Annotated in this window: 26 protein-coding genes; 6 read left to right on the top strand and 20 right to left on the bottom strand. The window is 49.5% G+C overall.

Features of this window, described 5'->3' with window-relative positions; all coding sequences use genetic code 11:
* Positions 1-39: 39 nt before the first annotated feature.
* A complete protein-coding gene (locus tag BGL48_RS16635; protein WP_083238601.1) occupies positions 40-327 on the top strand; it encodes a DUF3653 domain-containing protein in 288 nt (95 codons plus the stop codon).
* A gap of 58 nt (positions 328-385) precedes the next feature.
* Here BGL48_RS16635 and BGL48_RS12735 read toward each other — a convergent pair whose 3' ends face one another.
* The 3 genes from BGL48_RS12735 to BGL48_RS12745 form a co-directional block, all read right to left on the bottom strand.
* Complete coding sequence (locus BGL48_RS12735) at positions 386-1,636, bottom strand: hypothetical protein (RefSeq protein ID WP_069362985.1); 1,251 nt, start codon at positions 1,634-1,636, stop codon at positions 386-388.
* Between the two features lie 324 nt (positions 1,637-1,960).
* Positions 1,961-2,500 (bottom strand): RES family NAD+ phosphorylase, encoded by a 540-nt coding sequence (locus BGL48_RS12740; protein WP_069362986.1) that lies wholly within the window; start codon positions 2,498-2,500, stop codon positions 1,961-1,963.
* Positions 2,493-2,855 carry a hypothetical protein gene (locus tag BGL48_RS12745; RefSeq protein WP_069362987.1) on the bottom strand — a complete coding sequence of 121 codons (363 nt, stop codon included), beginning with the start codon at positions 2,853-2,855 and terminating at the stop codon, positions 2,493-2,495. The genes BGL48_RS12740 and BGL48_RS12745 overlap by 8 nt, the downstream gene beginning before the upstream one ends.
* 232 nt (positions 2,856-3,087) lie before the next feature.
* Here BGL48_RS12745 and BGL48_RS12750 point away from each other — a divergent pair, with 232 nt between their 5' ends.
* Positions 3,088-3,978 (top strand): TPR end-of-group domain-containing protein, encoded by an 891-nt coding sequence (locus BGL48_RS12750; protein WP_077458301.1) that lies wholly within the window; start codon positions 3,088-3,090, stop codon positions 3,976-3,978.
* 69 nt (positions 3,979-4,047) lie between these two features.
* Here the strand turns inward: BGL48_RS12750 and yciH are convergent, their stop codons facing one another.
* A complete protein-coding gene (yciH, locus tag BGL48_RS12755) occupies positions 4,048-4,371 on the bottom strand; it encodes a stress response translation initiation inhibitor YciH (RefSeq protein ID WP_069362988.1) in 324 nt (107 codons plus the stop codon).
* A gap of 94 nt (positions 4,372-4,465) precedes the next feature.
* The gene (locus BGL48_RS12760) at positions 4,466-4,834 is read right to left on the bottom strand and encodes a DUF3319 domain-containing protein (protein ID WP_069362989.1); all 369 of its coding nucleotides are present in this window, start codon (positions 4,832-4,834) and stop codon (positions 4,466-4,468) included.
* A 208-nt stretch (positions 4,835-5,042) separates the two neighbouring features.
* Here BGL48_RS12760 and BGL48_RS12765 point away from each other — a divergent pair, with 208 nt between their 5' ends.
* Positions 5,043-5,996, top strand: a complete 954-nt coding sequence (locus tag BGL48_RS12765; protein WP_069362990.1) for a tyrosine-type recombinase/integrase — start codon at positions 5,043-5,045, stop codon at positions 5,994-5,996.
* On the opposite strand, the gene BGL48_RS12770 is transcribed toward BGL48_RS12765, so the two are convergent.
* On the bottom strand, positions 5,997-7,001 hold the full coding sequence (locus BGL48_RS12770; protein WP_069362991.1) for a D-alanine--D-alanine ligase: 1,005 nt from the start codon (positions 6,999-7,001) through the stop codon (positions 5,997-5,999). It lies immediately after the preceding gene.
* A 229-nt stretch (positions 7,002-7,230) separates the two neighbouring features.
* Positions 7,231-7,734, bottom strand: a complete 504-nt coding sequence (locus tag BGL48_RS12775) for an SPOR domain-containing protein (protein ID WP_069362992.1) — start codon at positions 7,732-7,734, stop codon at positions 7,231-7,233.
* A 281-nt stretch (positions 7,735-8,015) separates the two neighbouring features.
* Here BGL48_RS12775 and BGL48_RS12780 point away from each other — a divergent pair, with 281 nt between their 5' ends.
* Positions 8,016-10,721: a bifunctional acetate--CoA ligase family protein/GNAT family N-acetyltransferase gene (locus tag BGL48_RS12780; protein WP_069362993.1), complete on the top strand. Its 2,706-nt coding sequence runs from the start codon at positions 8,016-8,018 to the stop codon at positions 10,719-10,721.
* 79 nt (positions 10,722-10,800) lie between these two features.
* Here BGL48_RS12780 and BGL48_RS12785 read toward each other — a convergent pair whose 3' ends face one another.
* Positions 10,801-11,712 carry a LysR family transcriptional regulator gene (locus tag BGL48_RS12785; protein ID WP_069362994.1) on the bottom strand — a complete coding sequence of 304 codons (912 nt, stop codon included), beginning with the start codon at positions 11,710-11,712 and terminating at the stop codon, positions 10,801-10,803.
* 198 nt (positions 11,713-11,910) lie between these two features.
* Between BGL48_RS12785 and BGL48_RS12790 the strand changes: the two genes are divergently transcribed.
* Complete coding sequence (locus BGL48_RS12790) at positions 11,911-13,542, top strand: DUF2813 domain-containing protein (protein WP_069362995.1); 1,632 nt, start codon at positions 11,911-11,913, stop codon at positions 13,540-13,542.
* 26 nt (positions 13,543-13,568) lie between these two features.
* Here the strand turns inward: BGL48_RS12790 and BGL48_RS12795 are convergent, their stop codons facing one another.
* From BGL48_RS12795 to BGL48_RS12845, 11 genes are read right to left on the bottom strand one after another with little or no spacing between them, the layout of a single operon-like run.
* Positions 13,569-14,108 carry a DUF3833 domain-containing protein gene (locus BGL48_RS12795; protein ID WP_106406599.1) on the bottom strand — a complete coding sequence of 180 codons (540 nt, stop codon included), beginning with the start codon at positions 14,106-14,108 and terminating at the stop codon, positions 13,569-13,571.
* A gap of 5 nt (positions 14,109-14,113) precedes the next feature.
* Positions 14,114-14,647 carry a hypothetical protein gene (locus tag BGL48_RS12800; RefSeq protein WP_077659235.1) on the bottom strand — a complete coding sequence of 178 codons (534 nt, stop codon included), beginning with the start codon at positions 14,645-14,647 and terminating at the stop codon, positions 14,114-14,116.
* Positions 14,644-15,162 (bottom strand): DUF2878 family protein, encoded by a 519-nt coding sequence (locus BGL48_RS12805; protein WP_069362996.1) that lies wholly within the window; start codon positions 15,160-15,162, stop codon positions 14,644-14,646. Before BGL48_RS12805 ends, BGL48_RS12800 begins: the two co-directional genes overlap by 4 nt.
* Positions 15,163-15,165: 3 nt before the next feature.
* Positions 15,166-16,407, bottom strand: coding sequence for an SAM-dependent methyltransferase (locus BGL48_RS12810; RefSeq protein WP_069362997.1), 1,242 nt, complete (start codon positions 16,405-16,407; stop codon positions 15,166-15,168).
* A 2-nt stretch (positions 16,408-16,409) separates the two neighbouring features.
* Entirely contained in the window at positions 16,410-17,156 is a 747-nt protein-coding gene (locus BGL48_RS12815) for a DUF1365 domain-containing protein (protein WP_069362998.1), read from the bottom strand.
* A complete protein-coding gene (locus BGL48_RS12820) occupies positions 17,153-18,412 on the bottom strand; it encodes an NAD(P)/FAD-dependent oxidoreductase (protein WP_069362999.1) in 1,260 nt (419 codons plus the stop codon). The genes BGL48_RS12815 and BGL48_RS12820 overlap by 4 nt, the downstream gene beginning before the upstream one ends.
* 3 nt (positions 18,413-18,415) lie before the next feature.
* Positions 18,416-19,141: an SDR family NAD(P)-dependent oxidoreductase gene (locus BGL48_RS12825; protein ID WP_069363000.1), complete on the bottom strand. Its 726-nt coding sequence runs from the start codon at positions 19,139-19,141 to the stop codon at positions 18,416-18,418.
* Positions 19,138-19,578: a nuclear transport factor 2 family protein gene (locus BGL48_RS12830; protein WP_069363001.1), complete on the bottom strand. Its 441-nt coding sequence runs from the start codon at positions 19,576-19,578 to the stop codon at positions 19,138-19,140. The genes BGL48_RS12825 and BGL48_RS12830 overlap by 4 nt, the downstream gene beginning before the upstream one ends.
* On the bottom strand, positions 19,575-21,017 hold the full coding sequence (phrB, locus tag BGL48_RS12835) for a deoxyribodipyrimidine photo-lyase (protein ID WP_069363002.1): 1,443 nt from the start codon (positions 21,015-21,017) through the stop codon (positions 19,575-19,577). Before phrB ends, BGL48_RS12830 begins: the two co-directional genes overlap by 4 nt.
* Entirely contained in the window at positions 21,008-21,838 is an 831-nt protein-coding gene (locus BGL48_RS12840) for a MerR family transcriptional regulator (RefSeq protein WP_069363003.1), read from the bottom strand. Before BGL48_RS12840 ends, phrB begins: the two co-directional genes overlap by 10 nt.
* A complete protein-coding gene (locus tag BGL48_RS12845) occupies positions 21,828-22,781 on the bottom strand; it encodes a YbgA family protein (protein WP_069363004.1) in 954 nt (317 codons plus the stop codon). Before BGL48_RS12845 ends, BGL48_RS12840 begins: the two co-directional genes overlap by 11 nt.
* A 358-nt stretch (positions 22,782-23,139) precedes the next feature.
* Here BGL48_RS12845 and BGL48_RS12850 point away from each other — a divergent pair, with 358 nt between their 5' ends.
* Positions 23,140-25,302, top strand: coding sequence for a putative bifunctional diguanylate cyclase/phosphodiesterase (locus BGL48_RS12850; RefSeq protein WP_069363005.1), 2,163 nt, complete (start codon positions 23,140-23,142; stop codon positions 25,300-25,302).
* Here the strand turns inward: BGL48_RS12850 and BGL48_RS12855 are convergent.
* On the bottom strand, positions 25,299-25,574 hold the full coding sequence (locus BGL48_RS12855; RefSeq protein WP_069363006.1) for a GIY-YIG nuclease family protein: 276 nt from the start codon (positions 25,572-25,574) through the stop codon (positions 25,299-25,301). The genes BGL48_RS12850 and BGL48_RS12855 overlap by 4 nt on opposite strands.
* Position 25,575: the final 1 nt, after the last annotated feature.

Raw genomic sequence — 25,575 nt, forward strand, 5'->3', positions numbered from 1 at the left:
CGCCAACTTACTGATCTGTTGAAGTATCATTTTGATGACATGGAAGAAGCTGCGGACTACTTGGGGTGTTCTGTTCCTACCCTATACCGCTATACAAAAAGCAATCGCAGGCCGGTTGCTCAGGCTCGATTACTACTCATTTTACATCGTGGCTTTTTACCCACGGATAAGTCGTGGTCGGGTTTTCGTGTTAAGGGAGAGCGACTTATCATCCCTACCGGACGAGAGTTTACAACCCACGAGTTAACCATTCCTAAGATGATAGAAAGCGATGATAGTTATAGATTATTGATGAGAAATAAAAAGCGATTAAATACTAACAAGTAAAAATTCGAGGCTCCCGTTAACGAGAGCCTAATATACTTTTTCAAAGAGAAAACCGAAATTACAGCCTAAATCGGTTTCTAATTCCCAAACCAATTAGAAATAAGGATCCGTAACATAAGATAGAGTAAATGATACTTACGAAGTTATTGGTTTTCCCTTGAAATAAAGGTGAAATATAGTCGACAGTGTCCTTTGCTCCACTAACAAAAGGCACTGCTTTAGATATTGAAAGCAATGCTGCGTTATCTATATTTTCTAAGTTAAAACTGGTTAAATAAAAAGAGTGTATTAATATCAAAAAAGATAGGATAGTAACCGGTTTTATAATGCTTTGTCCATAATCTGACACGGTGTCATAAGTAGCGTCTAATAATCCCGATAGTATTTTTTTGTCTTGCCACCTCCTTGCTTGCATTTCCATTTGAAAAAGTTTAAGAGAAAGCTTGTGATCCTTGTTTGATTCTGAAACCTCTTTCAATCGGCAGAGTCTCTCACCATCGCTTCGGTTCTTGGCTACTGAGAATAGAAACTTTTTTTCTCTCTCTAATTTTAGGTTCTCATGATTGAAAACGAAGTTCCCTTCAATCTTTGAACCTACAAAATCGGGAACCAATCCTAAGTTGTCTGGCGATGTTATCTCTAATCCTTTCTCGATAAATGCATGCCGGAAAGATAATTGTTTTAGTGGCTCCTCGACACTGATGTCTGAGAGACTTACATGTTGGCTAGAGGTTGAAGCTTTAAAGTTAAGAGAAGACGCGCTCATCTTTGCTCCATCAAAAGCTATTGAGCTCAAGCTTGCATGCTCAAGTGTCACCTCGGAGTTTTTTATGGTGGAATCTCTTAAGTCAATAAAGCATTTTGATAAGTCTACTCCCCATAGAAATAGAGTAGATGAGTCTAGTTTTGACTTGGAAAAATCCAAATGAGACACTTCAACAGATGCGTCTAAAAATATTATTTGTCCACATGAATTTAAAAATGAAAACTCCATTTTTTCTGTTCTTATTCTTGACATTAAAAATATTAAAATCCCGTCTGTTTGGCAACGAAAAAAAGATATTTTTTTGCAGTGTAACTTTGACGAGTAAAAATTGATGATCTTGTCAGAAAAGTTAGCTCCAGAAAAATCCAGCTCACCTTGTGGAAACGTTAAGTGTTTAAAGTCAATCTCTTTTTCTTCCAGAGTGGAGAAGTCGAAGTTTCTGAAGCTTATACTTGCTCGACGATTTTTAAGAACCCAGTTGTTCCAAGCGCTCTTTCCTTGCCTTAATAAACTAAGAGCATCTTCAGCGTGAAGAATAGTCATGTACACTCACTTGCTTTACAGGATTTTCGTACAAGATACTACCTCATCAACAGTTTACAACTAGCGTGTACTACTTTTTACTCTGCAACTTGGCTGATTTTCGCCCTACTTAGCGACGTGTATTTATGCTTATCTATCGTTCACCATAAACGATATTTACCATAAAATAGCTAATCACCACTTTCTTTAACCCACTCAGTTCAAATGCTCCGCTTGACCTGAGATGCTTCAAGCGCGCGGTGATGAGCCAGACGGAACGGCTTTACGGGTTATACCAAGCTATTTTGGCAAACACTGGGGCTTCACTTACCTTGGCGGGTGGCGCTAGTAAGGTGATGGCGGCAGCCGTTCAAAGTCATCAATCACTTTAACCATGTTGGGTGGCGTATCACGCCATCGCCAAAATACGATGTTTTTCATCTCTCGGGTGGCGCCACGCGCAAAACTGGGCACAATAATGGCGTTGACCTTTGCACTGATGAGCTGTTTCGATAAGTGCCAACTATCGGGGGTTTGGTTCTGGGTCACTTGATCTAACCAGGCACAGCTGAGTGTTGAGGGCTTGATGCCACAGTTTAGCAGCACTGTTTCATCGGTCAGGTCGAGTACATTGTCACAGTCGACATCATACTGACATATTGTCAAAGGCTGCGCTTTAAAACGAAATCCCTGTTGAGCCTCGACCCATGCACCCGATTGAGACAATGAGGTATATAGCGCGGCAACGCTTTTGGGGTTAAAGCGCCCACCATTGCGTCTTGCTCCTTCCCCACTGTTAGGCGCGTATGACCAGCGAGGGTTATGGCCACGAAATACCGCACCTTCAAAGCGGAATAGGTATTCCTGCAGCCTTTCTTTATGCATAACCGCCTTCGCTCGTATGATTAAGGTAGGCTCTCAGTGCGTCCATTCGATCGTGTTTAACCAGTTGTTCTGCGGTTAATCCGCCAAACTCTGACAGCCCCTCGCTCCGATACCATGCGTAGGCATGAAATTCATTTCCCGTCCACGGCAGGATGCGGTTGATCACTTCTGTGCAGTTACGCAGTTGTTGCTGTGCCTTGATCGTTGAATATCGTTCTGTGCGGCTTAACGTGGAATAAGGCAATCCAGACAACGACGCAATTTCTTTCAAGTTGGTATGAAAGAACGCGGCCATTTTGCTTGGTTCAACGATACCTTCTGCGTTCATGACTGCATCTAAAATAGATCGGTTCATTGCGCTCACCATGTCAACAATATTTGACTTATATACATCCAATATGATTGTCGTTATAGTGATTGTCAAGGCGTTCGCTCACGGTGCCTGACGCTCCAATCACGGATCGTATTGGGCGTTAGGTATTGAAAAGTCATCTTATCAGCGAATTCCATCTGTTAACCTTTTTAGTCTGCAGAAGGTTTGCTAAAGTCTCGCTAGTTCTCAACTGATTCGTTACATAAGGATAACCATGAAAGCGCACATTTGGGCTTGTTTGCTCGTGGCGTTAGCAAGCTTCAGTGCTAGTGCTGAAGATGAAAACGATGTCAAGCATATCAAAGCGGCGAAAGAGCCGACTTCGTATGCTGAGCAAAGTATTTACGATAAACCCCTGATGGAAAGGTACGTTTTGGATGAAATCCGAAACTTAAGAACCGATTTCCAGGCGCTAGAAAAGCGAATGGTGACCGAGATTACCGATCGTGAGCTGGACGTAGCGGATAAATCACTGAACTATGCCAATGTAACAGTGACCTACTTCTTTTATCTGATTGCCGGTGCGGCATCATTGATTGCGTTGGTGGGTTGGCAGTCTTTGCGCGATATAAAAACCAATACTAAAGAACTGGCGGATCAACAGTTATCTGAAATTGCAGAGCAATATGAACGCAAGTTCCAAGCTTTGGAACGCGACTTGAAGCGTAAAACGCGCATTATTGCTGAAAATAACAAAGAGATTGAACGCATTAACGAGATCCATAACTTATGGTTGCGTGCGCAACATTCGCAGACGCCAGAGCAGCGGATGGAAATTTATAATGAAATCCTCAAAATCCGCCCTGGTGACCTTGAAGCGCTCACCCATAAGGCGGATGCTGCGATGGAAATGGGCGAATACCATTGGGCGCTGAGTATCAGTAACCGCGTGCTCGAGGTGGATGAGCGTAATGCCAACGCCCTCTTCCAACGCGCATGTGCTTATACGAGGTTGGGGGCTGAAGATCAGGCTGTCTCTGACTTAGAGCTGGCGGTTGCAGAGAGTGCGTCACTGCGCGAAGCCGCTCGTGAAGAAGCAGACTTCGAATCTCTACACGGTAATGAGCGCTTCGATGCCTTGATTGACGCAGACGGTCATACCTAATAACTGCGCTGAACACAAAAAAGGCAGCCCACGCTGCCTTTTTTGTTTCTATTATGATGTTTTTAGATCTTAGCCACCCGCCAGCTTCACTATATGGCCTTTCTTTTCTAGGTGTGCCTTGAGGGCATCGCGTTTGTCCCCTTGGATCTCAATAACGCCATCTTTGACTGCGCCACCACAGCCACACACTTTTTTAAGCTCAGCGGCGAGCAGTTTCAGCGCGCCATCATCAAGATCCAACCCTGTTACCAAGCTGACGCCTTTACCTTTGCGCCCTTTGGTTTGTCGCTGAATACGAACGATGCCATCACCTTTAGGGCGGCTTGGCTTTTCTGGCTCGGCTTTAATTCTGCCAGTTTCTGTCGAGTAAACTAAATGATTATTATCAGACATAATTCTGTATCGTTGAAGCGTTTGGGCACACTATATCAAAGCTGAATCCACATAGCAGCCGATGACAGGGAGAGCCACTCAGTGGCTTTCCCTCCTAAGCGCGGAGTTGCTCTGCATTTTTGTCAATAAAGTGTTTGAGTGCGGGCAGCGAGCCTTTCATCAAGTTACCGCGTACAATCATGTACCAGCCCTTTTCATCTTTTTCTGGGTCGTCGTTCATGATACGAAAACCTTTATATTCTTCCACCTGCTTTTTTGACGATACGTCATCCTCTTCATCGTCAAAATCAGCGGGCTCCACGAATGTGTTTGTGTCAGCCCACCACTCGATTGACTTTTTTACATTCTGCAAACTGCCAGAGATCGATTTACCTGCGACTCTAGCCCGGTAAACCTCCGTGGTCTCATTACCACCTTCTGTCTTTTCAATCGTATAACCACGATGAAAAAGGCGTCGAGTCATGGTTATCTCCTTTCGCGAACAATAATCCGATACACATACATGGCGTACGAACATCTTTCATTTTTAGACTATTATCACGCGTTGTTCGAGAAATTTCACCCGCACAAGCGGCTGTTAGACTAAGGAGTAGGCGAATTGAGATATATTTCAAACATTCTTCACTAAAGTCTGATACATTGGGGTTATTAACAACAAGTTATAGTGCGTTATGAAAAGACTATCGCCTTTAGACACAAATGATATTGAAGAAAGTCAAGCTCGCTTTAATACAGGCACATTGAGCATTGAAGAATGGTCTTCTGTCACGCAAGACGTCTATAGTCAAAACTCGCTGTTGAGTTATCGTAATGACTGGCGCGTTTTCGTTGCCTTCTGCCAAGAACAGAATGTGACGCCACTTCCTTGTGCTGTCACCACGCTGCGCCGTTTTGCTGAAATAACAGCCAGTCGGCGTAAGATTTCAGCCGTGCGTAGGATGGTTATTACCGTCGGCTTGGTGCACAAGCTTCACCAATTTAAAGATCCCAGTAAGCACCGGGAAGTAAAGTACGCAATGGCGCGCCTACTCCACGCGAAGTTACCAGAAAGCCGAGAGGCCACTCCCTTTCAATCTCATCATCTAGCGGCGTTAAACCAACAGCTTGCCAGTTCAAAGCGCTTAAAAGACATACGTGATCGTTTAGTTTGGTCGCTCTCATACGAAGGATTATTAAAGCGCAGCGAGCTAGCCGCCCTGTCGGTAGATGACCTGATCACGGTCGAGGCGCAAGCATTTATTATGGTGAGAGACCAGCGCGTCCCACTGTCTGAATCCGTCGCTAGGTTATTGATGGACTGGTTAGACAAAACAGGTATCCGCCAAGGCCCCCTACTTCGGCGAATCAACAAGCATGGTCAGTTGGGAGAAGCGCCGCTTGACCCATCATCGATTTATCGTGTCTTTCGACGAGCTAGTGCGCTGTTGGATGAGTCCGTCACCTTTTCCGGCCAGTCACCCAGAGTGGGGGCAAGTCGGTCGCTCGCGAAAAAAGGCATGACGATAAAACAAATCCAACATATGGGACGTTGGAAAAGCCCCGCCATGCCGGCGCAATATGTCGGTAATACGGAGGCCAGCGAACAAGCCAAGTCGCGTTACCGACGAAAAAGACTTACCGATTAATCAATTGACACGTCGACCCGTGGCCGTGCTAATACAGGATGCCAAGTATTCATGGAATGCTAAGCCATGGTGCTCCATCAGTTTGGGGAACATAGAAATAGGCGTCATGCCAGGAAACGTATTAATTTCATTGACTAAGATTTCGTTGTCTTCGGTTAAGAAGAAATCGATACGCGACATGTCTTTTAAACGCAGTTGCTTGAATGCCTGATGGGCGTAGGCACGGATTGCTGCCACTTGTGCTTCAGTCAGGTTTTCAGCCTCTATATAGGTATTACTGTGGCTCCCTTCGCTGTACTTTTCTTCGTAGGTGTAAAAGCTCCCTTCGGGACACCGGATTTCCCCGGGGCGTGTCACGATAATTTCATCGCCCACTTGAAACGCTGCCACCTCTAATTCACGCGGCTTGATCGCTTTTTCGATCAATACTTGATCCGAGAAGGTGAATGCGTCGGCAATCCGCGCTTGTAGCTGCGCGGCATCTGTTACGTGGTAACATCCTACACTCGACCCTTGGCTGGCCGCTTTCACAAACACCGCCTGATGGTCCGCTAGAAACGCGGAGGCGCGTGCTTGGCTCTGCTCGCCTTGATCGGTGATAAACACATAGGGGGTGTTGGGGATACCAAGTGCATCAAACCATAGCTTTGACGTTATTTTATTAAAACAGATCTGGCTACCTTCCGCGTCACACCCTAAGTATGGCAGGCCAGTGATCGTCAGTAATGACTGAATATCGCCGGTTTCGCCTGGGAAGCCATGAAGGCAAGGTACAACATAGTGAATTTGCGTGAGTTCCACTTTACTGCACAGGTTGCCATCAGTATCAAGATGACAGCGCATACCGTCATCCAGGTGCCACCCGTCTTGGGTCATTTCAACTTTATGCACCTTAACGCGGGGTAACTTAGCTAATTGTGATTCAATATATCGGGCAGATACGAGGGAAATATCATGTTCTGCCCCGCCGCCACCGCATAACAAAAGCAGGTTGAGTTTGGTCATTTTCTTCTCTCATCACGCGTCTAGACGCGCTGTTCGGACATTAACGCCATAGTAGACAAATGCGGATTCGCTTTCATCTCTCAGGGGTGTTTTTATTCGTTCATTAGAGCCCATTTGCTGGAGGTTTGTTCAATCTGTGCCGCTAGCGCGTCACCGGCAATACAGGGATAAACGCCACGCAACAAAAAAGCTGGCATTCGCCAGCTTTTCAATCACACAAACCCGCGAATTAATTCACACGGATCATCTCAGGTGTTGAAGACCGTTTTATTTTACTGATATCGCGTACAAAAGGACCATATTCCTGAATGGTTTGTGGTAGTGCCTTAATCGCTCGTTTCGCGGCATCACGGCTTGGATATTCACCGTATAACAAGGTGTACCATGGCAAACCATCTACCATTTTTTTGTTGCTCCACAATGGCTGGTCGCTCGGAAGCCGTTTGGCATAATCACTGAACCCTCTATCATGGCTAAGGGCAACGACTTGGATGGTATACCCAGCGCTTTGCGTCGCGGATTTCACCGCTTGCTTTTTCGGTGCTGTCTTCGGCTCAGGCTTGGCCGTGTTCATCATCGGCTCGGCGTCTGCCGTTTGCGCGCTATCTTCCGTTTGCACGGTATCGCGCTTGTCGGTTGATTCAATTGTCTGACTGTAAATTTCAGTGGTAACGCCACCGCCACTGCATCCGGTCAGCAGCATGACGATAGCCAGTAAGGCCAATTTTTTCATTGTGATTCTGTCAGTTATCCAAGTTTGTTTCATTGTGCCCCCGACCTAGGAGCCATTCAACCAAAAGTTATCCTCTTGCAAGAGGTTTCCGGCTACAGCTCACAGATAGTCACGTTAAACGTCGCTTTTAGTCTATCTCACTGTTCATTTTCTGCCATGCCGAGATCACATTGCGCTAAAAAAAACCGTTGAATTCAAGCGCAAACCGATAAACTGGCCAATAAACACGCTTGCACCTCTGAGCACCACAAGCAAGCACACGTCAACCAACGGAGGGCACCATGGCCGGTATCGATCAACTCCTCAAGCCAAAGTCCATCGCTGTAGTGGGCGCGTCTGATCACAGTGGTCGTGCTGGCTATGTCGTCACGCGCAATTTGCAGTCCGGCGGCTTCCAAGGCCCTATCATGCCCGTGACGCCCAAGTACCAAGCGGTTGCCGGTATATTAGCCTACAAAACCGTGGCAGAACTTCCCTTGGTGCCTGATTTAGCCATCCTCTGTACGCGTGGCGAAATCACCCCTCCTCTTATTGAGCAGCTTGGCGAACGGGGGGTAAAGCTGGTGATTGTGCTGGCAGCGGGCATGCGGGGACAATTAAATGCAGAAGCGATCAGTCAATACGACGCCATGCAACAGATCGCGGCAAAATATACCATGCGCGTCCTCGGCCCTAATAGCCTTGGCATGATCTTACCTTGGCTCAATCTCAATGCGTCATTTGCGCCGGTCCCTGCCAATAAGGGCAATATTGCCTTTGTCTCCCAATCTGCAGCGGTATGCACCACTATCTTAGATTGGGCACGCAACAAACGTATTGGCTTTTCCACCTTTATCTCACTCGGTGAAGCAAGCGATATCGATTTTCCAGAGTTACTCGATTTTCTTTGTCGTGACAGCAAAACCGACGCCATTTTGCTGTATGTCGACTCAATACGCGACGCGCGCCAATTTATATCAGCTGCCCGCGCCGCTGCCCGTAATCGGCGGATCCTGGTACTTAAAAGCGGCCGCACACGAGGTGGCTCGGTGGCGCTCGAGCAGCTCAGTCATACCAATATTGGTTTAGATGCCGCCTACGATGCGGCGATTCGCCGCTCAGGTATGCTTCGCGTTAACAATACGCACGAGCTGTTTGCGGCGGTGGAAACCCTTGCTCACTCGGTGCCACTCCGTGGTGAACGCCTTGCAATTATTACCAATGGGGGCGGGCCGGCGGTGATGGCCGTCGATACGCTGATGGATGCTGGCGGCAAGTTAGCGACGCTGAGCGAACAAACGCTCGACGCCTTGCATCAGGTCCTTCCCAAAAGCTGGTCGCAAACCAACCCCATTGACATAGTGGGGGACGCCGATACGCAACGGTATCAAGCGGTGATTGACATTGTATTAAACAGTGACGATGCCGATGCCGTGCTTATCATGCATTCTCCCTCGGTCACCGCGCCGGGCTTGAGCACCGCCAAGGCCATTATCCATTCACTCAAAGAAAACCCTCGCGCGCGCCGATTTAATATTCTGACCAACTGGCAAGGCGAAGGCGATGATGCCACGGTCGCGCGTCTCGCTTTTACCCATGCCGGTTTTCCGACCTATCGTACGCCCGAAAGCGCCGTCACCGCCTATATGCATCTCGTGGAGTATCGGCGCAACCAAAAGCAATTAATGGAAACGCCCACCTCGACGGGGAATATGGACTACGACTTGCCCGCCGCTCGCGCGTTTATCGATCAAGCAGAAGATATTGAGCACCTGACCTTAACCACCCACGAAGTCCGCCCCTTACTCGAAGCCTATGGCATGCAAGTAATAGCAACCTGGTTAGCTAATGATTCGGTCGAAGCCGCGCAAATTGCTGAACAGGTTGGCTACCCGGTCGCGGTAAAACTGCGCTCACAAGATATCCGACACAAATCGGATGTACAGGGCGTCATGCTCAATCTACGCACTGGCGCTGAAGTCGCGAATGCCGCCCAAGCCATTGTGGATCGTGTCACGGTTACCTTTCCAGACGCGCGTATTGAAGGCCTGTTAGTCCAATCCATGGCTCATCGCGCTGGCGCGCAAGAATTGCGGGTGACCATCAGCAATGATCCCGTATTCGGCACTATCATTCTGCTGGGTGAAGGGGGCTCGGATTGGGATGTGACCAAGGATGCCGCGGTTGCGATCCCACCATTAAACATGGCATTGGCACGTTACCTGGTCATTGGCGCGATAAAGAGCGGCAAAATCAAACAACGTGGTTTTCCGGTCTCTATTGATATTCCCCGCTTATGCCGTTTTTTAGTGACCCTGTCACAGATGATCATTGATTGCCCAGAGATTGATGAACTCGATATTCACCCTTTATTGGTGTCTGGCAATGAGCTGACTATTCTCGATGCCTCCCTACGGTTGCGTGATTACGCAGGCAGTCAACAAAAGCGGTTAGCGATACGCCCCTATCCGAAAGAGCTTGAGCAGTCTATCCAGCTCAAAAATGGGCAGACCATTCTGCTTCGTCCTATTCTTCCCGAGGATGAACCGACGCATAAAGCCTTCGTAGAAAAAGTCTCTGAAGAAGATTTGTATCGTCGCTTTTTTTCCGACGTCGGCGAACTCAACCATGAAGCGCTGGCAAATCTGACCCAAATTGATTATGACCGTGAAATGGCACTCGTGGCTACTTACCATCTTGCGTCTGGCGAAGAAGAGATTTGGGGGGTAGCACGCTTGCTGGCAGATCCACAAAACACCGACGCTGAGTTTGCCGTGCTCGTGCGTTCCGATCTGAAAGGGATAGGTTTAGGTCGCGTGCTTATGCAAGCCATCATCGATTACGGTCGCCAAGCGGGATTATCGCGGATCACCGGGATGACGATGCCCAATAACCGAGGGATGATAACCTTGGCACAAAAATGTGGTTTTAGTATTGATGTGCAAATGGAAGATGGTATTGTCGATATGCAGCTGTCTTTGCACCCGCATCCGCCAGTTAACGACTAAAAACGTCTAAACGGACTTGGGCTGAATTCATCGACCGGACGAGCGCGGCTAAAAACGAGCAAGCGAAACGCTGTTTTACCTACTTGTGACCAATGGGAATATCTCCTGCTTGCAGGTAGGGCGCTAAGAGCTTGGGAAGCTGGCGTACTAACCATGATTTAGCATTACCCATCCGATTACGTTTCCAGGCCACCCCAAGCGTTAGCTCGAATGGCTCTCCGCCTTTCAAGCGTTTTAAACGGCCCGCATTGAGATCATCTTGTATCCAAAACCAAGGCAGCGTCCCGATCCCTTGTCCGTTTAAGATCGCCGCGTATTTATCGTGCATTGAACTGACGGTGAGCCGCGGCTGGTCTTCTAACACATTGAATGTTTTAGGTTGCATACCACGCGCAGTATCCGCCACCGCCACCCCGCGATATTTGGCACGCACATCAGGCTCAACGGGACGCGCCTCTTTGTGAATGGGATGGTCGGGCGCGGCTACCCAATAGGCGCTCATCTCGCCCAAAGGCTGCACCTTTATGCCCTGCGGCACCGTGTCGGGAATGGGTGCCACCAACACATCAGCGCGGTCTTGGGCCAGCGCTTCCCAGCATCCTGCCAAGATTTGCTCGGTCAACTTAAGGCGCGTATTGCTTTTCTTCGCCAGGCGCTCGATCAGAGGAAAGAAGAAGTGGCTTTTAAACAGCCCATCATAGGCCAAGCAAATCTCCAACTCCCATCCGTGTGCCAAGGAGGCCGCATCGGCGACCATCTCATCGGCGGCATTCAATAACATCCGCCCACGTTCAACCAATAAATACCCCGCATCGGTAAATGTGGCGCGATGTCCGGAGCGATCAAAAATCACCAAACCCAGCTCGTCTTCTAGTTTTTGAACCTGGTAGCTTAACGATGACGGCGCACGATTCAATGATTCAGCGGCGGCAGCAAAACTGCCTTTTCTCTCAATGGCATCCAGCACTTGTAGGGCTTCAAACGATAGCATGACTGTCTCTTGATGATCGCCCAATCGGGCTGCGTTGTTAACTCTAAACACTATATCAGGGTTTCGCTCACCACCCTATTGTAAATATGCCCGAGTCCCCACTTGGTTAAGTGCAATAAATCAGGCATATAGCACAAAACCACAAAGGACTGGGTTTCCTTTTTCAAGAAGGTGTCATACTGTAAAACAGAGGTGACAATGAGACTAGACCGAATTGAAATAGCAGGCTTTCGTGGTATCAACCGCCTGTCACTGCAAGTAGATGAACTGACCGTTTTAATCGGTGAAAATGCATGGGGTAAATCTTCTCTACTCGATGCGTTAGAAATTGCCCTCCACCCCAGTGGCGATAAACCACAATTCAAACGCTCGGACTTTCATGTCGACCATGTTCTGGGGGTCTTGCCTGAACAACAGTTTCAAATCATTCTCCGTTGGCAAGAGAGCTTTCCCGGTGAGCATAAAGCGCGTCGCTATCGCCGTTTTAAACCCGTTTGGAATGGAACCAACGCGGGTTGCCGAACCCTTGATTATTGCTTGAGCGCCACCATCCAAGAAAGCAAGGTCTCGGTACGAAGAGCGTTTTTATCCTCACAAGGCGATATGATTGAGCACGAAAACAGTGACGCACTCGCCAGCCACCTGATGCAAATCCATCCTGTCGTTCGTGTGCGTGACGCAAGGCGCATGCGCGTATCAGGACAAGCGGTGACCAAAGATAACACCCGTCTTGAGCAGCGGTTAGACAACACTTATCGCCGCCTGTTGATGATGCCTGGCCATGTGAATAAAGGCGAGATAAAGAGCGGCCTGCATGCCATGCGTCAATTGCTCGATCACTATTTTGCCGCCTACGAGCATGACCGCGATCCTTATCCCATTCATGCCCCGGGCGCATTGGCCATCACGCATAACCAAATGCACCCGCTCGAAGCGGTGGCCGCAAACACCTCTAATCAAAGCCGGCTCGTGCTCATGGGCCTATTAAGTGCGTTTGTCCGAGCACGCGGGCCTAAACAGCTCAAACGCAATGCGCGGCCAGTGATGCTATTTGAAGATCCAGAGGGGCGACTTCATCCAACCTTACTGAACCAAGCGTGGCGCTTGATTCAGTTGATGCCGATGCAAAAGCTGCTTACTACCAACAGTGGTGACTTGCTCGCGGGTGTACAACTAGACCATATTCGCCGTCTCGTGCGACACCCCACCGAAACTCATAGCCACCAAGTACCGTCTCACCTTCTCAGCCAAGACGAGCGTCGCCGCGTCACCTTCCATGTTCGTTTTCACCGACCCAGTGCACTGTTTGCACGCTGTTGGCTATTGGTGGAGGGTGAAACAGAAATTTGGCTGTTTAACGAGCTGGCGCGATTGCAAGGTTATGACTTAGCGGCAGAAGGGGTACACCTTATCGAGTTTGCCCAAAGCGGTTTGCGGCCGTTGATTAAGGCCGCCAAGGCCTTGGGCATTGAATGGCATTTAGTGGCAGATGGCGATATGGCTGGTAAGAAGTACGCTGCGACGGCGCGCGGGCAAATAGAGCATCAACCAGAGGGCGCGCGTTTAACCGTGCTGCCTGACCGCGACATTGAACACTACCTATATAATAACGGCTATGAGCCTTTGTTTCGCGATATGGCCGGCGTCACGGCACAGCAGCCTCATATGAACGACAAACGCATCATCGCCAAAGCGTTAAAACGCTATGCCAAGCCCGACGCCGCGCTGGCCATTATCGCTTATACCGAGAACGAGTTAAAAGCCCCGATCCCCAAGCTGTTGCGCTGGGTTATCCAACGCGCAATCGGTCTAGCCAGGGGGGTTGGTTAACGCCTCTGACGCGTCCTGTTCGCGCACTATGGCTCTACCCGCTCAAAGAAAAGCGTGACTTTGCCGACTTCTATCCCCCATTTACGCATCGAAGTGACGTTAAAGAGGCGATCTTGGTCTTGGCGAAACATCCAATCGTCAAAGTGGAGTTGGTATTCGCTGTCGCCAACTGGCACCACTAAGTCGTACCGCCAATTAAGCGCATTGCCCGCCACCACCCCTTTTGCCGTCCCGACGATGTCGCCAGCCGTCCCTGTATAAGTCCCGTCAGGGTGACGTTTAATCGTCCAAACTCGGGTTTGCGTTTCGCCATCGGCATACACAAAGGATTCGTCCAGTGTCAGTGTGTCTCCCTCTACCACACCTTCGATATCAACAACGAAGCGTCGGGTTTGCTCACCGGTAAAATCTTGCACCATACCCCAGGCTTTTGTTTGTCCTTCAAAGTACTCAAATAAATTAAAGTCCGGCTTTTGACCTTGGTAATCTTCAATATCGGCAGAGCACGCCACCACCAGCATGGCACTCACCAATACCGTTAGGATCTTGCCTATCGTCTGCGTCATTTTTCTCATGGCGTTTCTCCTAATAATGCTCGACGATGATCTGGATAATCCGTGTCTTCCGATAACCAGATCGCGAGAAATGCATCCGCCAGCTCGGTGTCATCCACTGTCAATGTCGTTTGCCAGCTTTCTCCTTTTGGCTGGGCGTAAAATATCCCTTTTTGTGCGTGGCGCACGAATGCCAAGCGATCGCCTTCTTCAATATCCCCCCACGCTTTGTCTAGCGCTTTTTCCCAACGCGCTCGTTGTGTTTCCGTAAAGCCCAAGTGTTCCCACTGATCCTTGGTTGCTTTCATCAGTCGTTGATCACTGATGTCACGCGCGTAGGTAATCACTAGCGCGTGGGGTGCTTGCGCTTGATAACGCCCGGTCGGTGAGCGCAGTGATGACTGATAGATGGTCCACCAGCCCCAAGTTAACGTCGCTTCGCCAACTTGTGGCCAGCTTTGCCATGTCATTGACGACGACGTCGTCCCGACCGCATAGCCAGGCATTGCGAGCGCGAGCATTAAAATAAGGTGTTTTATCCGCCTATTCATGGCTCTCTCCTTGTCGCGATAGAACGGGCACGCAACTGATGTTGCAGCCATTGCATCAGGTTAATCAGGAAGATGCTGTAGACTAACCAGACCCCTATCAGTACCGCGCCAGTGACCCATAGTGACTGTGGGAAGCTTAAAACCCCTAAACGCTCTCCTGCCCAGTAACTGCTCGCGCCACCCAAACTGCCCAGCGCCGCCATAAACCAAAATGCACGTGCAAGGATCAGGTCACGCATTAACCAGACAAAACTGCAAAATCCTAGCCACAGTAATAGTAGCCACAGCGGCATCACAACGTACTCAGTATCAACCGCTAACCACTGTGTGTGGAGTAATAGGCTATCACCGATCAACCCAACAGGCGTGAGTACGGCCATTGCCCACATCACGCTGCGGTCATAAAGGATCGCGCCCAGCAACATCGCGACCATTAACCACTGAAAGCTCGGCGGACCGAGCGCCGCCGAAAACCAGTAAACATTGAACAATAAAGAAATAACGACAAAGCGCACGAATTATGCCTCTCGCCAAGCGGGGCGACTTAGGAGTAGCTGTACCGCACTGATCGTGCGCTCCTTAAAACCGCCCTCACAATAACAAAAGTAATAGCGCCACAAACGCGCAAACCGATCGTCATAACCGTAGTCGCGCAGTGCGTCTGTCTGCTGATTGAAGCGTGTGTGCCAATCCGCCAAGGTTTGTGCGTAATCCAAGCCGATGTCTTTTAAGTCTCTGATCACAAAATCAGTTTGAGCGGTGAGGTGAGACAACAACACACTCACTGAAGGTAAGAATCCTCCGGGGAAAATATGCTTTTGGATAAAGTCGACGTTCCGGCTGTAATGTTCGTAACGCTGATCAGCAATGGTGATCGCTTGGATAGCCATCAAACCATCAGGCTTAAGCAAGGCCTGACATTGACGCACAAAAGTGTCCAAGTACTCTTTCCCCACCGCTTCAATCATTTCAATCGAGACCAGTTTGTCGTATTCACCGGTCAGATCGCGGTAGTCTTGTTGTAGCAGCGTGATCTTATCTTCCAGCCCTTCTCGCTCGACACAGGCTTTCGCCCACGCATATTGCTCTTGTGAAATAGTGGTGGTCGTCACGCGGCAGCCGTAATGTTTAGCCGCGTAGATCGCCATGCCTCCCCAGCCGGTGCCAATCTCGAGCAAATGATCATTTGCAGTCAGCGCAAGCTGTCGGCAGAGTCGGTCCATCTTCTCAACTTGGGCTTGTTCCAGCGTCATTTCTTTGTCTTTGTAAATAGCACTGGAATACAGCATTTGCTCATCAAGAAAATGGCGGTACAAGTCGTTGCCGAGGTCATAATGTGCTGCGATGTTGCGGCGCGCGGTCTCTTTTTCATTACGATTGCGCCAGTGAGCAAGCTTGTTACCCAACCCCACCAACCAGCCAGTGTGCTTTTCAATTTTGTCGATAGCAGGCAGGTTGCGAGCAAATACGCGAATGACGTCAGTTAAGTTTGGCGATTCCCACCAGCCATCGATGTAAGCCTCGGCCGCCGCAATGCTGCCGCCGGTTAAAATCCGGGTGTAAAAACGTGGGTCGTGTACCAGCACGGATGCATGTAATTGTGCCTGAGGATCACCACACTGTAAGGTCTGGCCCTGCTCATCGACCAGAGAAATACACGCCTCATCAACATGTGCTAGCAAGGTGTAAACCAACTGCTTGGCGTAGTGCTCTTTACGTGTCAGTGTGCGTTGACTCTGAGGGACGTCCGTTGCAGACATAATTACTCCTTCTTCGCACTCGGGTGCGGATAAAACGGTGCGCCCTTTATCCATAGTTTGAGCGCTTGCCAATAAATACCAATGACAACTTTTACTGTTTCCATCGGCGTCCGGATCAATAACTTATTCAGTGTTTTTGATGTAAACGGACGTCGCTGCAGTCCCAGTGTGGCGTCGAATTCTTTCTGTTGTCGGTGAGCCTCGAGGTGCAAGTGAACCCGCTTACCTAAGGGGCGCAGACGCCAGTGATAACGCTGCTTAATAGGATTAAACGGAGAGACATGAAACGCTTTGTCATGTTCATACCGTTGACCCGCAGGCACGGCATAATAATGCCGCTCTCCCCACGGGGTATTACTTACCTCGGCTAATAAATAACGCCAGTTATGCGCTTGGTCATAGAGGTAATAAAAGTTGGCCGGACTAAAATACACGCCCAAATAACGTAGCTGGCACAACGCATACACTTTCCCCTCAATGCGCTCGCCTGTCAGTTCTTGAATCTTATCGATGCATGCTGCTTTGGTATCCGCTTGTCCATTCAAATAATCGCGGTGATCAAAGGCGGCTACCCCCCACTTGCCCAAGCGAAACCCTTTGACCTGCGATGCCAGCAAACTAAGCTCATCCAGATCAATCACAGGCATAAACACCGGGTAATTGAACGTGTGTTTTATTGGGCTAAAACGCCGATGCCGCACGTGTCCGACATACAAACCGCTATTTAGTGCTGAAACCGACTCACTCACGAATTGATCCCCTCCACCACATCAAGCGCACTCCGCACACCATCCTCGTGAAAGCCGTTATACCAGTAGGCGCCACAGAACCAGCTACGTTGCTGGCCATTCACTCGATGGCGCTGTTGCTGTGCAGCAACACTGTCGGTATTAAATACGGGGTGAGCATAGACAAATTGCTTGAGAATTTTACTCGGCTCAATCCTGTCGGTTTGATTTAGCGTCACGCAGAATGTCTCAGGCGCCTGAATTGACTGCAATATATTCATATTGTAGGTCAAAGCCGCCGGATCTGTGTCTATTTTATCTGACAACGGCAAATGATAGTTCCAACTCGCCCAGGCGCCTTGACGCTTGGGCAACAGCGATGTATCGGTATGAAGCACAACCTCATTGTCTTGATAGGGAATCGCCCCGAGCACCTGTTGCTCCGCTTCACTAGGATCGGACAGCATGGCCAAGGCTTGGTCACTGTGACAGGCAAAAATCACCTGCTCAAACGCCTGTTCACCGGCCTCAGTGGTCACCCATACCGCATCAGGGGTACGGCGAACCTGTGTCACCGGTGAATTCAGGTGGATCTTATCCTCAAAGGCAGGCGTGAGCTTTTTAACATACTCACGAGAGCCACCGGGGATCACATACCATTGCGGCCGATTCGCGATATCCAATAAGCCATGGTTTTGGAAAAAACGTAGAAAGAACGCCAAGGGGAAACCACGCATATCCGACAAGGTGGATGACCAAATCGCCGCGCCCATGGGGAGAATATAGTTTTGACAAAAATAATCGCTGAACCCATGTTGATTGAGAAAATCACCCAAGGTGTTGAGTGCGCCTTGCCGCTCAGCCTCACCCGTGGCATGTGCGTCGCGCGCAAGGCGATTAAATCGCATAATCTCGGCCAAAAAGCGGTAGAAACGCACATTGATAACATTACGCTTCTGCGCAAATAACGAGGAAAGGCTGTGCCCGTTATACTCCAGTCCATTCGCATCATTGCGGACACTAAAGCTCATCTGAGAAGGTTGGCGATCCACTCCAATTTCATTGAGTAAACGTTCATAGTTCGGGTAGGTGCGATCGTTAAAAACGATAAAGCCGGTATCAATCGCGTACTGTCCACTGGCGACCTCGACATCGACTGTCGCCGTGTGGCCCCCCAGATAATCATTCGCTTCAAACAAGGTGATATCATGCTGTTTATTGAGATAATGAGCACAGGTTAAACCGGCAATGCCTGAGCCGATGATGGCAATTTTCATGCTTTAGTTCCTTGTCATACGTCGTGCGAGGGCTCGCTGCCAGGACATGGGCAGTAGCGCGAGAAACTTGAGAATAAAGGTAAATTTCCGCGGAAAATGTATTTCCGTTTTTCCTTTTGCCAATCCTTTTTGAATGGCTTCAGAGGCTTGCTCCACCGTGATGCGCATCGGCATCGCAAAGTCGTTTTGGTCTGTCAGTGGCGTCTTTACAAATCCCGGTGAGATAAGTGACAGCGTCACCCCTTGCTGTGCCAAATCGACCGATAAGGTGTTGGCAATGTAGCTAATCGCCGCCTTTGATCCGCCGTATGCTTCCGCACGTGGCAGCGGCATATAACTGGCCGAGGAGCCGACAATGGCAAGATGCGTGCTGTGAGTGAACCGAGCCTGTAGCGCTTCAATACAATGGAGAACACCGAAGACATTGATCTCAAACACACGCTTAAACAGTGCCACATCGACTTTGCCATGGTCGATATATTCACACGTCCCGGCATTTAAAATAATTAAATCAGGAAAGACGCTTAGGTTACCCAGCGCTTGATGCGTTTGTTCGCTATCCGTAGCATCAAACGCCAATGCGTCTAATGATGCGTGATCGCGAGCCATGGTGTTGAGCTTGTCTTGGTTCCGTCCACAAGCTGTCACCTGCCAGCCTTGACGTGCATAGTCTCTTGCCAATTGCTCACCAATTCCCGACGTCGCGCCGGTGATTAATACGTGTTTCATTGTCCTAGCCTCGTTTTGATATGTTTGAGCAAGCGACCTATCACAGGCAGCGCTTCGTACAGCATTTCACCTAAGTCGAAGTAATCTCGATGCCGAATGATTTTGCCGTCACAAAAACTTAAGTGAGAGCAGCCCTGGACTTGTCGCGTTTTTCCCCCATCCAGCTTGGGGTGCGATAACATCATGGTCCAGGTCACAAAGGCATCATCTCCGTCTACCGCGGTCGTGTGTATATGAAATTGACAATCAGTCACGTTTTCGTACAGCAGCGAAAAATACTGGATAAATGCCTCTAAGCCAGTTATCTCGTGCGCCGGGTCGACAAACACAATCTTGGGGTGATAAATCGTCGCCAGTGATGACAAGTTATCTTTATTGAGCGCTTGATAGGTCGTCACAAATTGCGACACACCGACATGGGTTGGCGAGCGAGTCATGGTGTTTGCTCCTGAGGCTGATTCTTCGCCGCTTCAAATATGGCTAGCGCCTTTTTACGCTGAGTGGCGTGATCCACCACCGGACGCGGATAATCAAGGGACTGGGCATACTTATCCGCCCACTGCCAGGGGTTGTGAATATGCTTGCCTGGCACCTCTTTAAGCGCCGGTAACCAGCGACGAATAAAGCGCCCATCGCTATCAAATCGCTCTCCCTGTGTGGTCGGATTAAAGATCCGAAAGTAAGGTTGAGCATCGGTCCCCACCGACGCAGACCATTGCCAGCCCCCGTTGTTCGAGGCAAAATCGCCATCAATCAGTTTGGACATGAAGTAATCTTCTCCCCAGCGCCAATCGATAAGCAGATCTTTGGTCAAAAAGCTCGCCACAATCATTCTCAACCGGTTATGCATCCAACCCGTTTGATTAAGCTGGTGCATGGCCGCATCCACAATGGGGAAGCCCGTTTTTCCCGTCTTCCAAGCCTCAAACAATGTCGGGTCGTTATCCCATACCACGGATTCGCCCCAGGCTAAAAAGCTGTACTTTTTGCTGATTGCTGGGTTTTGTGCGCTCACTTCCTGATAAAAATCACGCCAAATAAGCTCCGACAGCCAGGTGGCAGCCCCTGTATCGGGCTCGCGCCAATCGGCTTGCTCTTCTTGTAAACGCGCCAAGCATTGACGCGGGGATAATGCGCCAATGGCCAAATAAGGAGAGAGCTGACTGGTGGCATCAACCGCCGGAAAGTCACGCTGTCGTTTATAATCCGCCACTTGCTCGCGGCAATAACGACGCATGTGCGCGAGGATCCCTTTCTCATCGGACGCCCAGTCCGAGATATCCTCCATCGGATAATCAAAATGAATCGGTTGAAGCTGTGAAAAGATCGCGTCAACGGCTGAGTCTGTCTCGCGCTTGGATGGTTTTTGGCACGGTGAAACATCCATGCCGTCTAGGGCTCGTAAGCAGGCTTTTTTGAAGGGAGTAAACACCTTATACGGTTCACCTTTTCCCGATTTTATGGTGCCCGGGGCAAATAAATTGCGGTCATCATAGGCATACCATGCGATGCCTTTGTCCGCTAACGCCGCACGCACCTGTTCATCACGCTTGCTTTCATTAAGCTCGTACTCCTTGTTGGCAAACACCGCTGTTGCGCCAATGCGGTGCGCATAGTCGGCCACTTTTTCTGCCGATTGAGGAAAATCAGCCGCACGCTCCACCACTAAAGGAATATTTTGCGCGCTAAGCTCCTCACGTAACGCGTCTAGCCGCGCCTTAATAAGGCCCGCTTGCTTGGGCGAAAGATGGTGCGATGCCCACTGTTCCGGTGTCTCAATAAAAATCCCCACCACGGGCTCGGACGCGTCGCTGGCTGCGCTCAACGCACGATTATCCAGTCCGCGTAAATCGCGCCGAAACCAGACTAGATGCATAACGTTTTGTTCTCCTTAAGTTCTTCCAACTCGTCACCGTGTACGGAGCAGATAAAAGCTTGGCTCACCACCTCAATATCATCTTGAGCAAGGCAATGGCGTACCTGATTGAGTTGGGCACGATCGAGCCGACGATTTGCCATCAAGGCCAATGTTCTCGCCCCCTGCTCCCGCATCACCTCAACCAACATATTCAACTGTTGATGCGGGCTTGACAGAATAGTGACACTGTAACCCTTCTCGTTGAGTGCCATGGCCATCAGCACACGTTGGTATTCACTGGTCACGGTTAAGGAGACAAGCCAGCATCGAGATGGTGCATGCCGTTTTGCATTCGCCGCCAGCGCTGTTCGGCATCGATCGATCACGGCGCTTTGCCACAGGTCGCGCTGTAACAAACGTACCGCTTCCTCGTCGTCACCTAACCATTGGTCGACTGGGGTAAAGGCATGCTCGACTAACCAATAGAAGGGATACTCTTTTAAAAGCGTGTCCAGAACGTTCCCTAGCCGTTTAACCGAGAATGTGTGAATACAGTCAATCAGTTCACGTGCCACGCTGTCATCGCCCGTGTCTGCCGACGCGGGACTGTGAGCCAGAAGTGGCTTGACCTTGCTGATCGGTACGCCTTTATCTAACCATTGAAGAATATGAGCGATAGTCTCTACATCTTCTTGGCTATAAAGCCGATGTCCCTTGGCCGTCCGCTCAGGCGCAAGCAATCCATAACGTCGCTGCCAAGCACGCAGCGTGACAGGGTTAACCCCGGTTTGATCCGCGACCTGACTGATGGTCAGAGCGTGAGTCGTGTTAAAGGCCATAGCGAAGCCTCAGCGCATCAGGATAAGGCTTGAGATAGGCTTGGTTAGCTAAGTACGCATCAGGGTGATTATGGAGGTGATGCGAAATCAACGTCAGCGGTGCCAGTAAAGGCATGGTGCCCTGACGATACGCATGAATAAGGTTCGCTAACTCAGCTTTCTGGCTTTTATCAAGGTTGTTTTTAAAATAGCCTTGCAGGTGCATCAGCACGTTGGTGTGTTTTTTACGCGTCGCACGAATGGCGATGGCTTGCATAAACGCGGTGCGGTACTGTTCAAAAAAACGATCAAGGTCATAATGGCCGATGTTGGCCATAAATCGCCCAAGCTCACGGTACTTTTCAGGTGAGTGCGCCATCAGCACCAACTTATAGCGTGAGTGGAAATCGACAAGGGCTTTCTTGGTCACCCCTTGCTCGACACTCTGGTAAAGATCATCAAGCGCAAATAGTCGAAAAACAAAGTTCTCTTTGAGGATAGGATCGTTAAGCCGGCCGTCTTCTTCAACAGGTAGCCATGGCATACGCGCCATCAGTGCCTGAGTGTAAAGCCCTACCCCGGAAATATCGGAGGCGTAACCATTCTCGCGGTAGACTTTCACCCGCTCCATGCCACAAGTCGGTGACTTAGCACAAACAATGTAGCCACGCAGTGATTGATGAGCGAGCTCCTCCGCTTTTTGCTCACTGAACGCCGTCATTTTTTCGGTGTAATCTTTTTGCTGATCTTTGGTTTCCACCAACCTCACTGACAAATCGCCTTTGTCGACTAACCGAATAGCGGGGCGCGGTACAGGGAGTCCGATCCCGACTTCAGGGCATACTGGCACAAAGTCTACATAGGGTGCCAACTCTTTGCTGACAAAGGGACTCCGCTTATGACCACTGTCGAATCGTACTTTTTCGCCAATAACACAGGCGCTAACACCGACGGGGAATGACATAACTGACCTCTACACTAGCCGCGCCGTATTGGCTACGGAGTTGTACATTTATAATATGTTGTACAACTAAGAGTAGAGGATGGATCAAAATTGTACAAAAAAAATTTTTTGTACAATTTCATATTCGGTCGCGTTTAGGTCAGTGGCTGGATTAATCAGCCCATTCTGTCGGCGCCACGCTACCGGGCAATGTCTCAGTATTGATACGCGCAATCCCCATTCTTCGAACTACACTGGCAAAATCTGGTTATAACCTTAAGCCTTATGCGCAGGCCCTATGCCTTTATCGACATTCAACGGTCACAACGAGGACCCGATCACACTCGCTAGACGGTCGGCACAACCCCGTGGACGTGCGATGATTTTCATCGCGCTCGTCTGTTTTGCTGTGCTCGTTGCGACGTTTTTGTTGTATCAGGCTGCCCAATCACAACAAGCACAACGGATTGAAAAACTTCTCAATGTGGAAGTTCAAGCTTTGTCTCGTGCCGTCGAACGTGACATTGATACGCAACTCACGCGGCTAAGTGCATTAGCCAGCAATATCGAGTTAGATGTGCCCTCGACCTTCTCGACATGGCAAGCCTTAGTGCAACAAACCCAACAAGACAGTGCCTATATTTCATCATTATTTTGGGCGGACAGCCGACGAGTAATAAGTTGGCAAACACACGCGGATACCAGCCAGGATCAACCGCGTTTTTCATTTGACGTAGTGGGTGAACCAGAGGGCCAGCTTAAGACAGACCAGCCCGATCTTACCCAATGGCGAATTGCTTATCCGATTTATAGCCGTGACCGTGCTGAGCCAAGCTACTATCTTGGTGCAATCATTAATCTTGACGCGCTTATTAACGAGGTTGCGTCCGACTATCTTAACCAACATCAACACCTCACCATCACCCGTTGGGCAAACGACACCGTGTTGCGCGGTGACACTATCTCCCCGTTTGCCGCGGTTGGTTCGGCACCTTTGAGATTGACGAGCACGCAATCGGCGATGCAGCTCACGCTTTGGCAAGAGCCAGGCGCCAGTCAGTTTATTTCATTACCCATCATGATTTACATCGCCGGCATGCTTGTGGCGCTTTTATTGGGCATCACCTTGTATTTGGCTGAGGTGAATTTGATGTCTCGCCGGGCGGCACAGACCACGATTGATTATTTAAAAAATGAAATTGAGCAACGCAAAGACGTCGAGCAGCAACTACATTTTATCGCAAACCACGACGCCTTGACGTACCTTCCCAATCGTCATGCCCTCACTCGCTATATTCAGCAGCGAGTACATGAATCCAGCACTTACCCACACGATCTCGCGCTAATCTGCGTAGATATTGATAACATAAAAGAGATCAATGATTTATATGGACAAGCGGTGCATGATCAGCTTTTAGTTGAATTAGCACAGCGTCTACAGCGCGTCAGGCAAACCGATGACTACATTGCCAAAATCAGCGATGACCAATTCGCGATTGCCGGCAGCGAGCTTTCACCGCTGAAAGCGGAGATCTACGCGAAACAGATCCGCAAAACCATTGAGCAACCTTTCTTCCATCACGCAGAGGAGATTATTGTCACCTGTGCCGTCGGCATTAGTTACCGTTACGATGCGTCCATGCCGGCTCAGGAACTGTTACGTCACGCAGACACCGCGGCCCATCGCGCTCGTCAACTCTCTCATCACAGAGTCGTGGTGTTCCAAATGGCCATGCGAGACCATCTGCATCAGAAAAAAGATACCGAGTACGCCATCCGCAAAGCGATTCAAGGTAACGAGTTGAGCTTACATTTTCAGCCGCAAATCGATTTAAACGATCACAGCATTGCTGGCATTGAAGCCTTGGTACGTTGGCAAGATACAGAGGGCGCGGTAATTTCTCCTGATACCATCGTTCGTACCGCAGAAGACACCGGGCTTATGCGGCAGTTAGGCACTTGGGTAGTTAATGAGGCGCTAGAAACCTATGCAACCTTGCTGGCGCAGCACTGCGCCCCTCCATTTATCGCGATAAATATCTCTGGGCATGAATTCCAAGACAGCTTCCTCGCCGATACTATTCTACATGCCATCGAACGCCATCAAGTCCCACCCGAACGAGTGCAAATTGAGCTGACAGAACAAGTTTTCATTGAAAACCTCAGCCAAAACCAACATACCTTACACACGCTCGCGGCAGCAGGCGTCTCCTTAGCAATTGACGATTTTGGCACGGGGTACTCCTCCCTCGCCTACCTTAAGCATTTCCCGGTGGACACCGTCAAAATCGATCGCAGTTTTGTCGCCGATCTGCCTCATTGCAAAGACGATATCGTGATTTGCCAAGCCGTCATTAAGATGGCGCAATTGCTGAAATTAAAAGTGGTTGCAGAAGGAGTGGAACGCGAAGATCAGCGTGACTTTTTGCTTGATCTGGGCTGTCGCTACGCACAGGGGCACCTTTACCATCCCTCAATGAATATCCATCAGTTAACGGCGCTCCTCACTCAGTCACAACCTATCACCCGCTTATTTAATTAATCGAAACTGTCACGCACACCATCAAAGCGCGCGCATAGCGCTTCCTTGCGCTGCTTCGGCCATTGCTTTATTTGCCATTCGCGCTGCATCGCCGTTCGCTTTTCCATCGGCTGCGATTGCCACGCCAGTGACAGCGGTCCTTTCCCTCTTAGCGCTCGCGCGCCTTTACCTTGGCGATGTTGTATCAACCGTCGGCTAACATCCGTGGTGACGCCACAGTAAAGCTGCCCTTGGCGCGTTCGAATCAAATACACAAACCAAGGCTTATTCATT

Origin of the sequence: Salinivibrio sp. SS3 (genome assembly GCF_001722105.1) — a bacterium.
In the GTDB taxonomy this organism is placed as follows: domain Bacteria; phylum Pseudomonadota; class Gammaproteobacteria; order Enterobacterales; family Vibrionaceae; genus Salinivibrio; species Salinivibrio kushneri.

Excerpts from the sequence above, each read along its gene's own strand:
- BGL48_RS16635 (WP_083238601.1), top strand. The coding sequence starts at position 40 with ATGGAAGAAGCTGCGGACTACTTGGGGTGTTCTGTTCCTACCCTATAC.
- BGL48_RS12735 (WP_069362985.1), bottom strand. The coding sequence starts at position 1,636 with ATGACTATTCTTCACGCTGAAGATGCTCTTAGTTTATTAAGGCAAGGA.
- BGL48_RS12740 (WP_069362986.1), bottom strand. The coding sequence starts at position 2,500 with ATGCATAAAGAAAGGCTGCAGGAATACCTATTCCGCTTTGAAGGTGCG.
- BGL48_RS12745 (WP_069362987.1), bottom strand. The coding sequence starts at position 2,855 with ATGAACCGATCTATTTTAGATGCAGTCATGAACGCAGAAGGTATCGTT.
- BGL48_RS12750 (WP_077458301.1), top strand. The coding sequence starts at position 3,088 with ATGAAAGCGCACATTTGGGCTTGTTTGCTCGTGGCGTTAGCAAGCTTC.
- yciH (WP_069362988.1), bottom strand. The coding sequence starts at position 4,371 with ATGTCTGATAATAATCATTTAGTTTACTCGACAGAAACTGGCAGAATT.
- BGL48_RS12760 (WP_069362989.1), bottom strand. The coding sequence starts at position 4,834 with ATGACTCGACGCCTTTTTCATCGTGGTTATACGATTGAAAAGACAGAA.
- BGL48_RS12765 (WP_069362990.1), top strand. The coding sequence starts at position 5,043 with ATGAAAAGACTATCGCCTTTAGACACAAATGATATTGAAGAAAGTCAA.
- BGL48_RS12770 (WP_069362991.1), bottom strand. The coding sequence starts at position 7,001 with ATGACCAAACTCAACCTGCTTTTGTTATGCGGTGGCGGCGGGGCAGAA.
- BGL48_RS12775 (WP_069362992.1), bottom strand. The coding sequence starts at position 7,734 with ATGAAAAAATTGGCCTTACTGGCTATCGTCATGCTGCTGACCGGATGC.
- BGL48_RS12780 (WP_069362993.1), top strand. The coding sequence starts at position 8,016 with ATGGCCGGTATCGATCAACTCCTCAAGCCAAAGTCCATCGCTGTAGTG.
- BGL48_RS12785 (WP_069362994.1), bottom strand. The coding sequence starts at position 11,712 with ATGCTATCGTTTGAAGCCCTACAAGTGCTGGATGCCATTGAGAGAAAA.
- BGL48_RS12790 (WP_069362995.1), top strand. The coding sequence starts at position 11,911 with ATGAGACTAGACCGAATTGAAATAGCAGGCTTTCGTGGTATCAACCGC.
- BGL48_RS12795 (WP_106406599.1), bottom strand. The coding sequence starts at position 14,108 with ATGACGCAGACGATAGGCAAGATCCTAACGGTATTGGTGAGTGCCATG.
- BGL48_RS12800 (WP_077659235.1), bottom strand. The coding sequence starts at position 14,647 with ATGAATAGGCGGATAAAACACCTTATTTTAATGCTCGCGCTCGCAATG.
- BGL48_RS12810 (WP_069362997.1), bottom strand. The coding sequence starts at position 16,407 with ATGTCTGCAACGGACGTCCCTCAGAGTCAACGCACACTGACACGTAAA.
- BGL48_RS12820 (WP_069362999.1), bottom strand. The coding sequence starts at position 18,412 with ATGAAAATTGCCATCATCGGCTCAGGCATTGCCGGTTTAACCTGTGCT.
- BGL48_RS12825 (WP_069363000.1), bottom strand. The coding sequence starts at position 19,141 with ATGAAACACGTATTAATCACCGGCGCGACGTCGGGAATTGGTGAGCAA.
- BGL48_RS12830 (WP_069363001.1), bottom strand. The coding sequence starts at position 19,578 with ATGACTCGCTCGCCAACCCATGTCGGTGTGTCGCAATTTGTGACGACC.
- phrB (WP_069363002.1), bottom strand. The coding sequence starts at position 21,017 with ATGCATCTAGTCTGGTTTCGGCGCGATTTACGCGGACTGGATAATCGT.
- BGL48_RS12840 (WP_069363003.1), bottom strand. The coding sequence starts at position 21,838 with ATGGCCTTTAACACGACTCACGCTCTGACCATCAGTCAGGTCGCGGAT.
- BGL48_RS12845 (WP_069363004.1), bottom strand. The coding sequence starts at position 22,781 with ATGTCATTCCCCGTCGGTGTTAGCGCCTGTGTTATTGGCGAAAAAGTA.
- BGL48_RS12850 (WP_069363005.1), top strand. The coding sequence starts at position 23,140 with ATGATTTTCATCGCGCTCGTCTGTTTTGCTGTGCTCGTTGCGACGTTT.
- BGL48_RS12855 (WP_069363006.1), bottom strand. The coding sequence starts at position 25,574 with ATGAATAAGCCTTGGTTTGTGTATTTGATTCGAACGCGCCAAGGGCAG.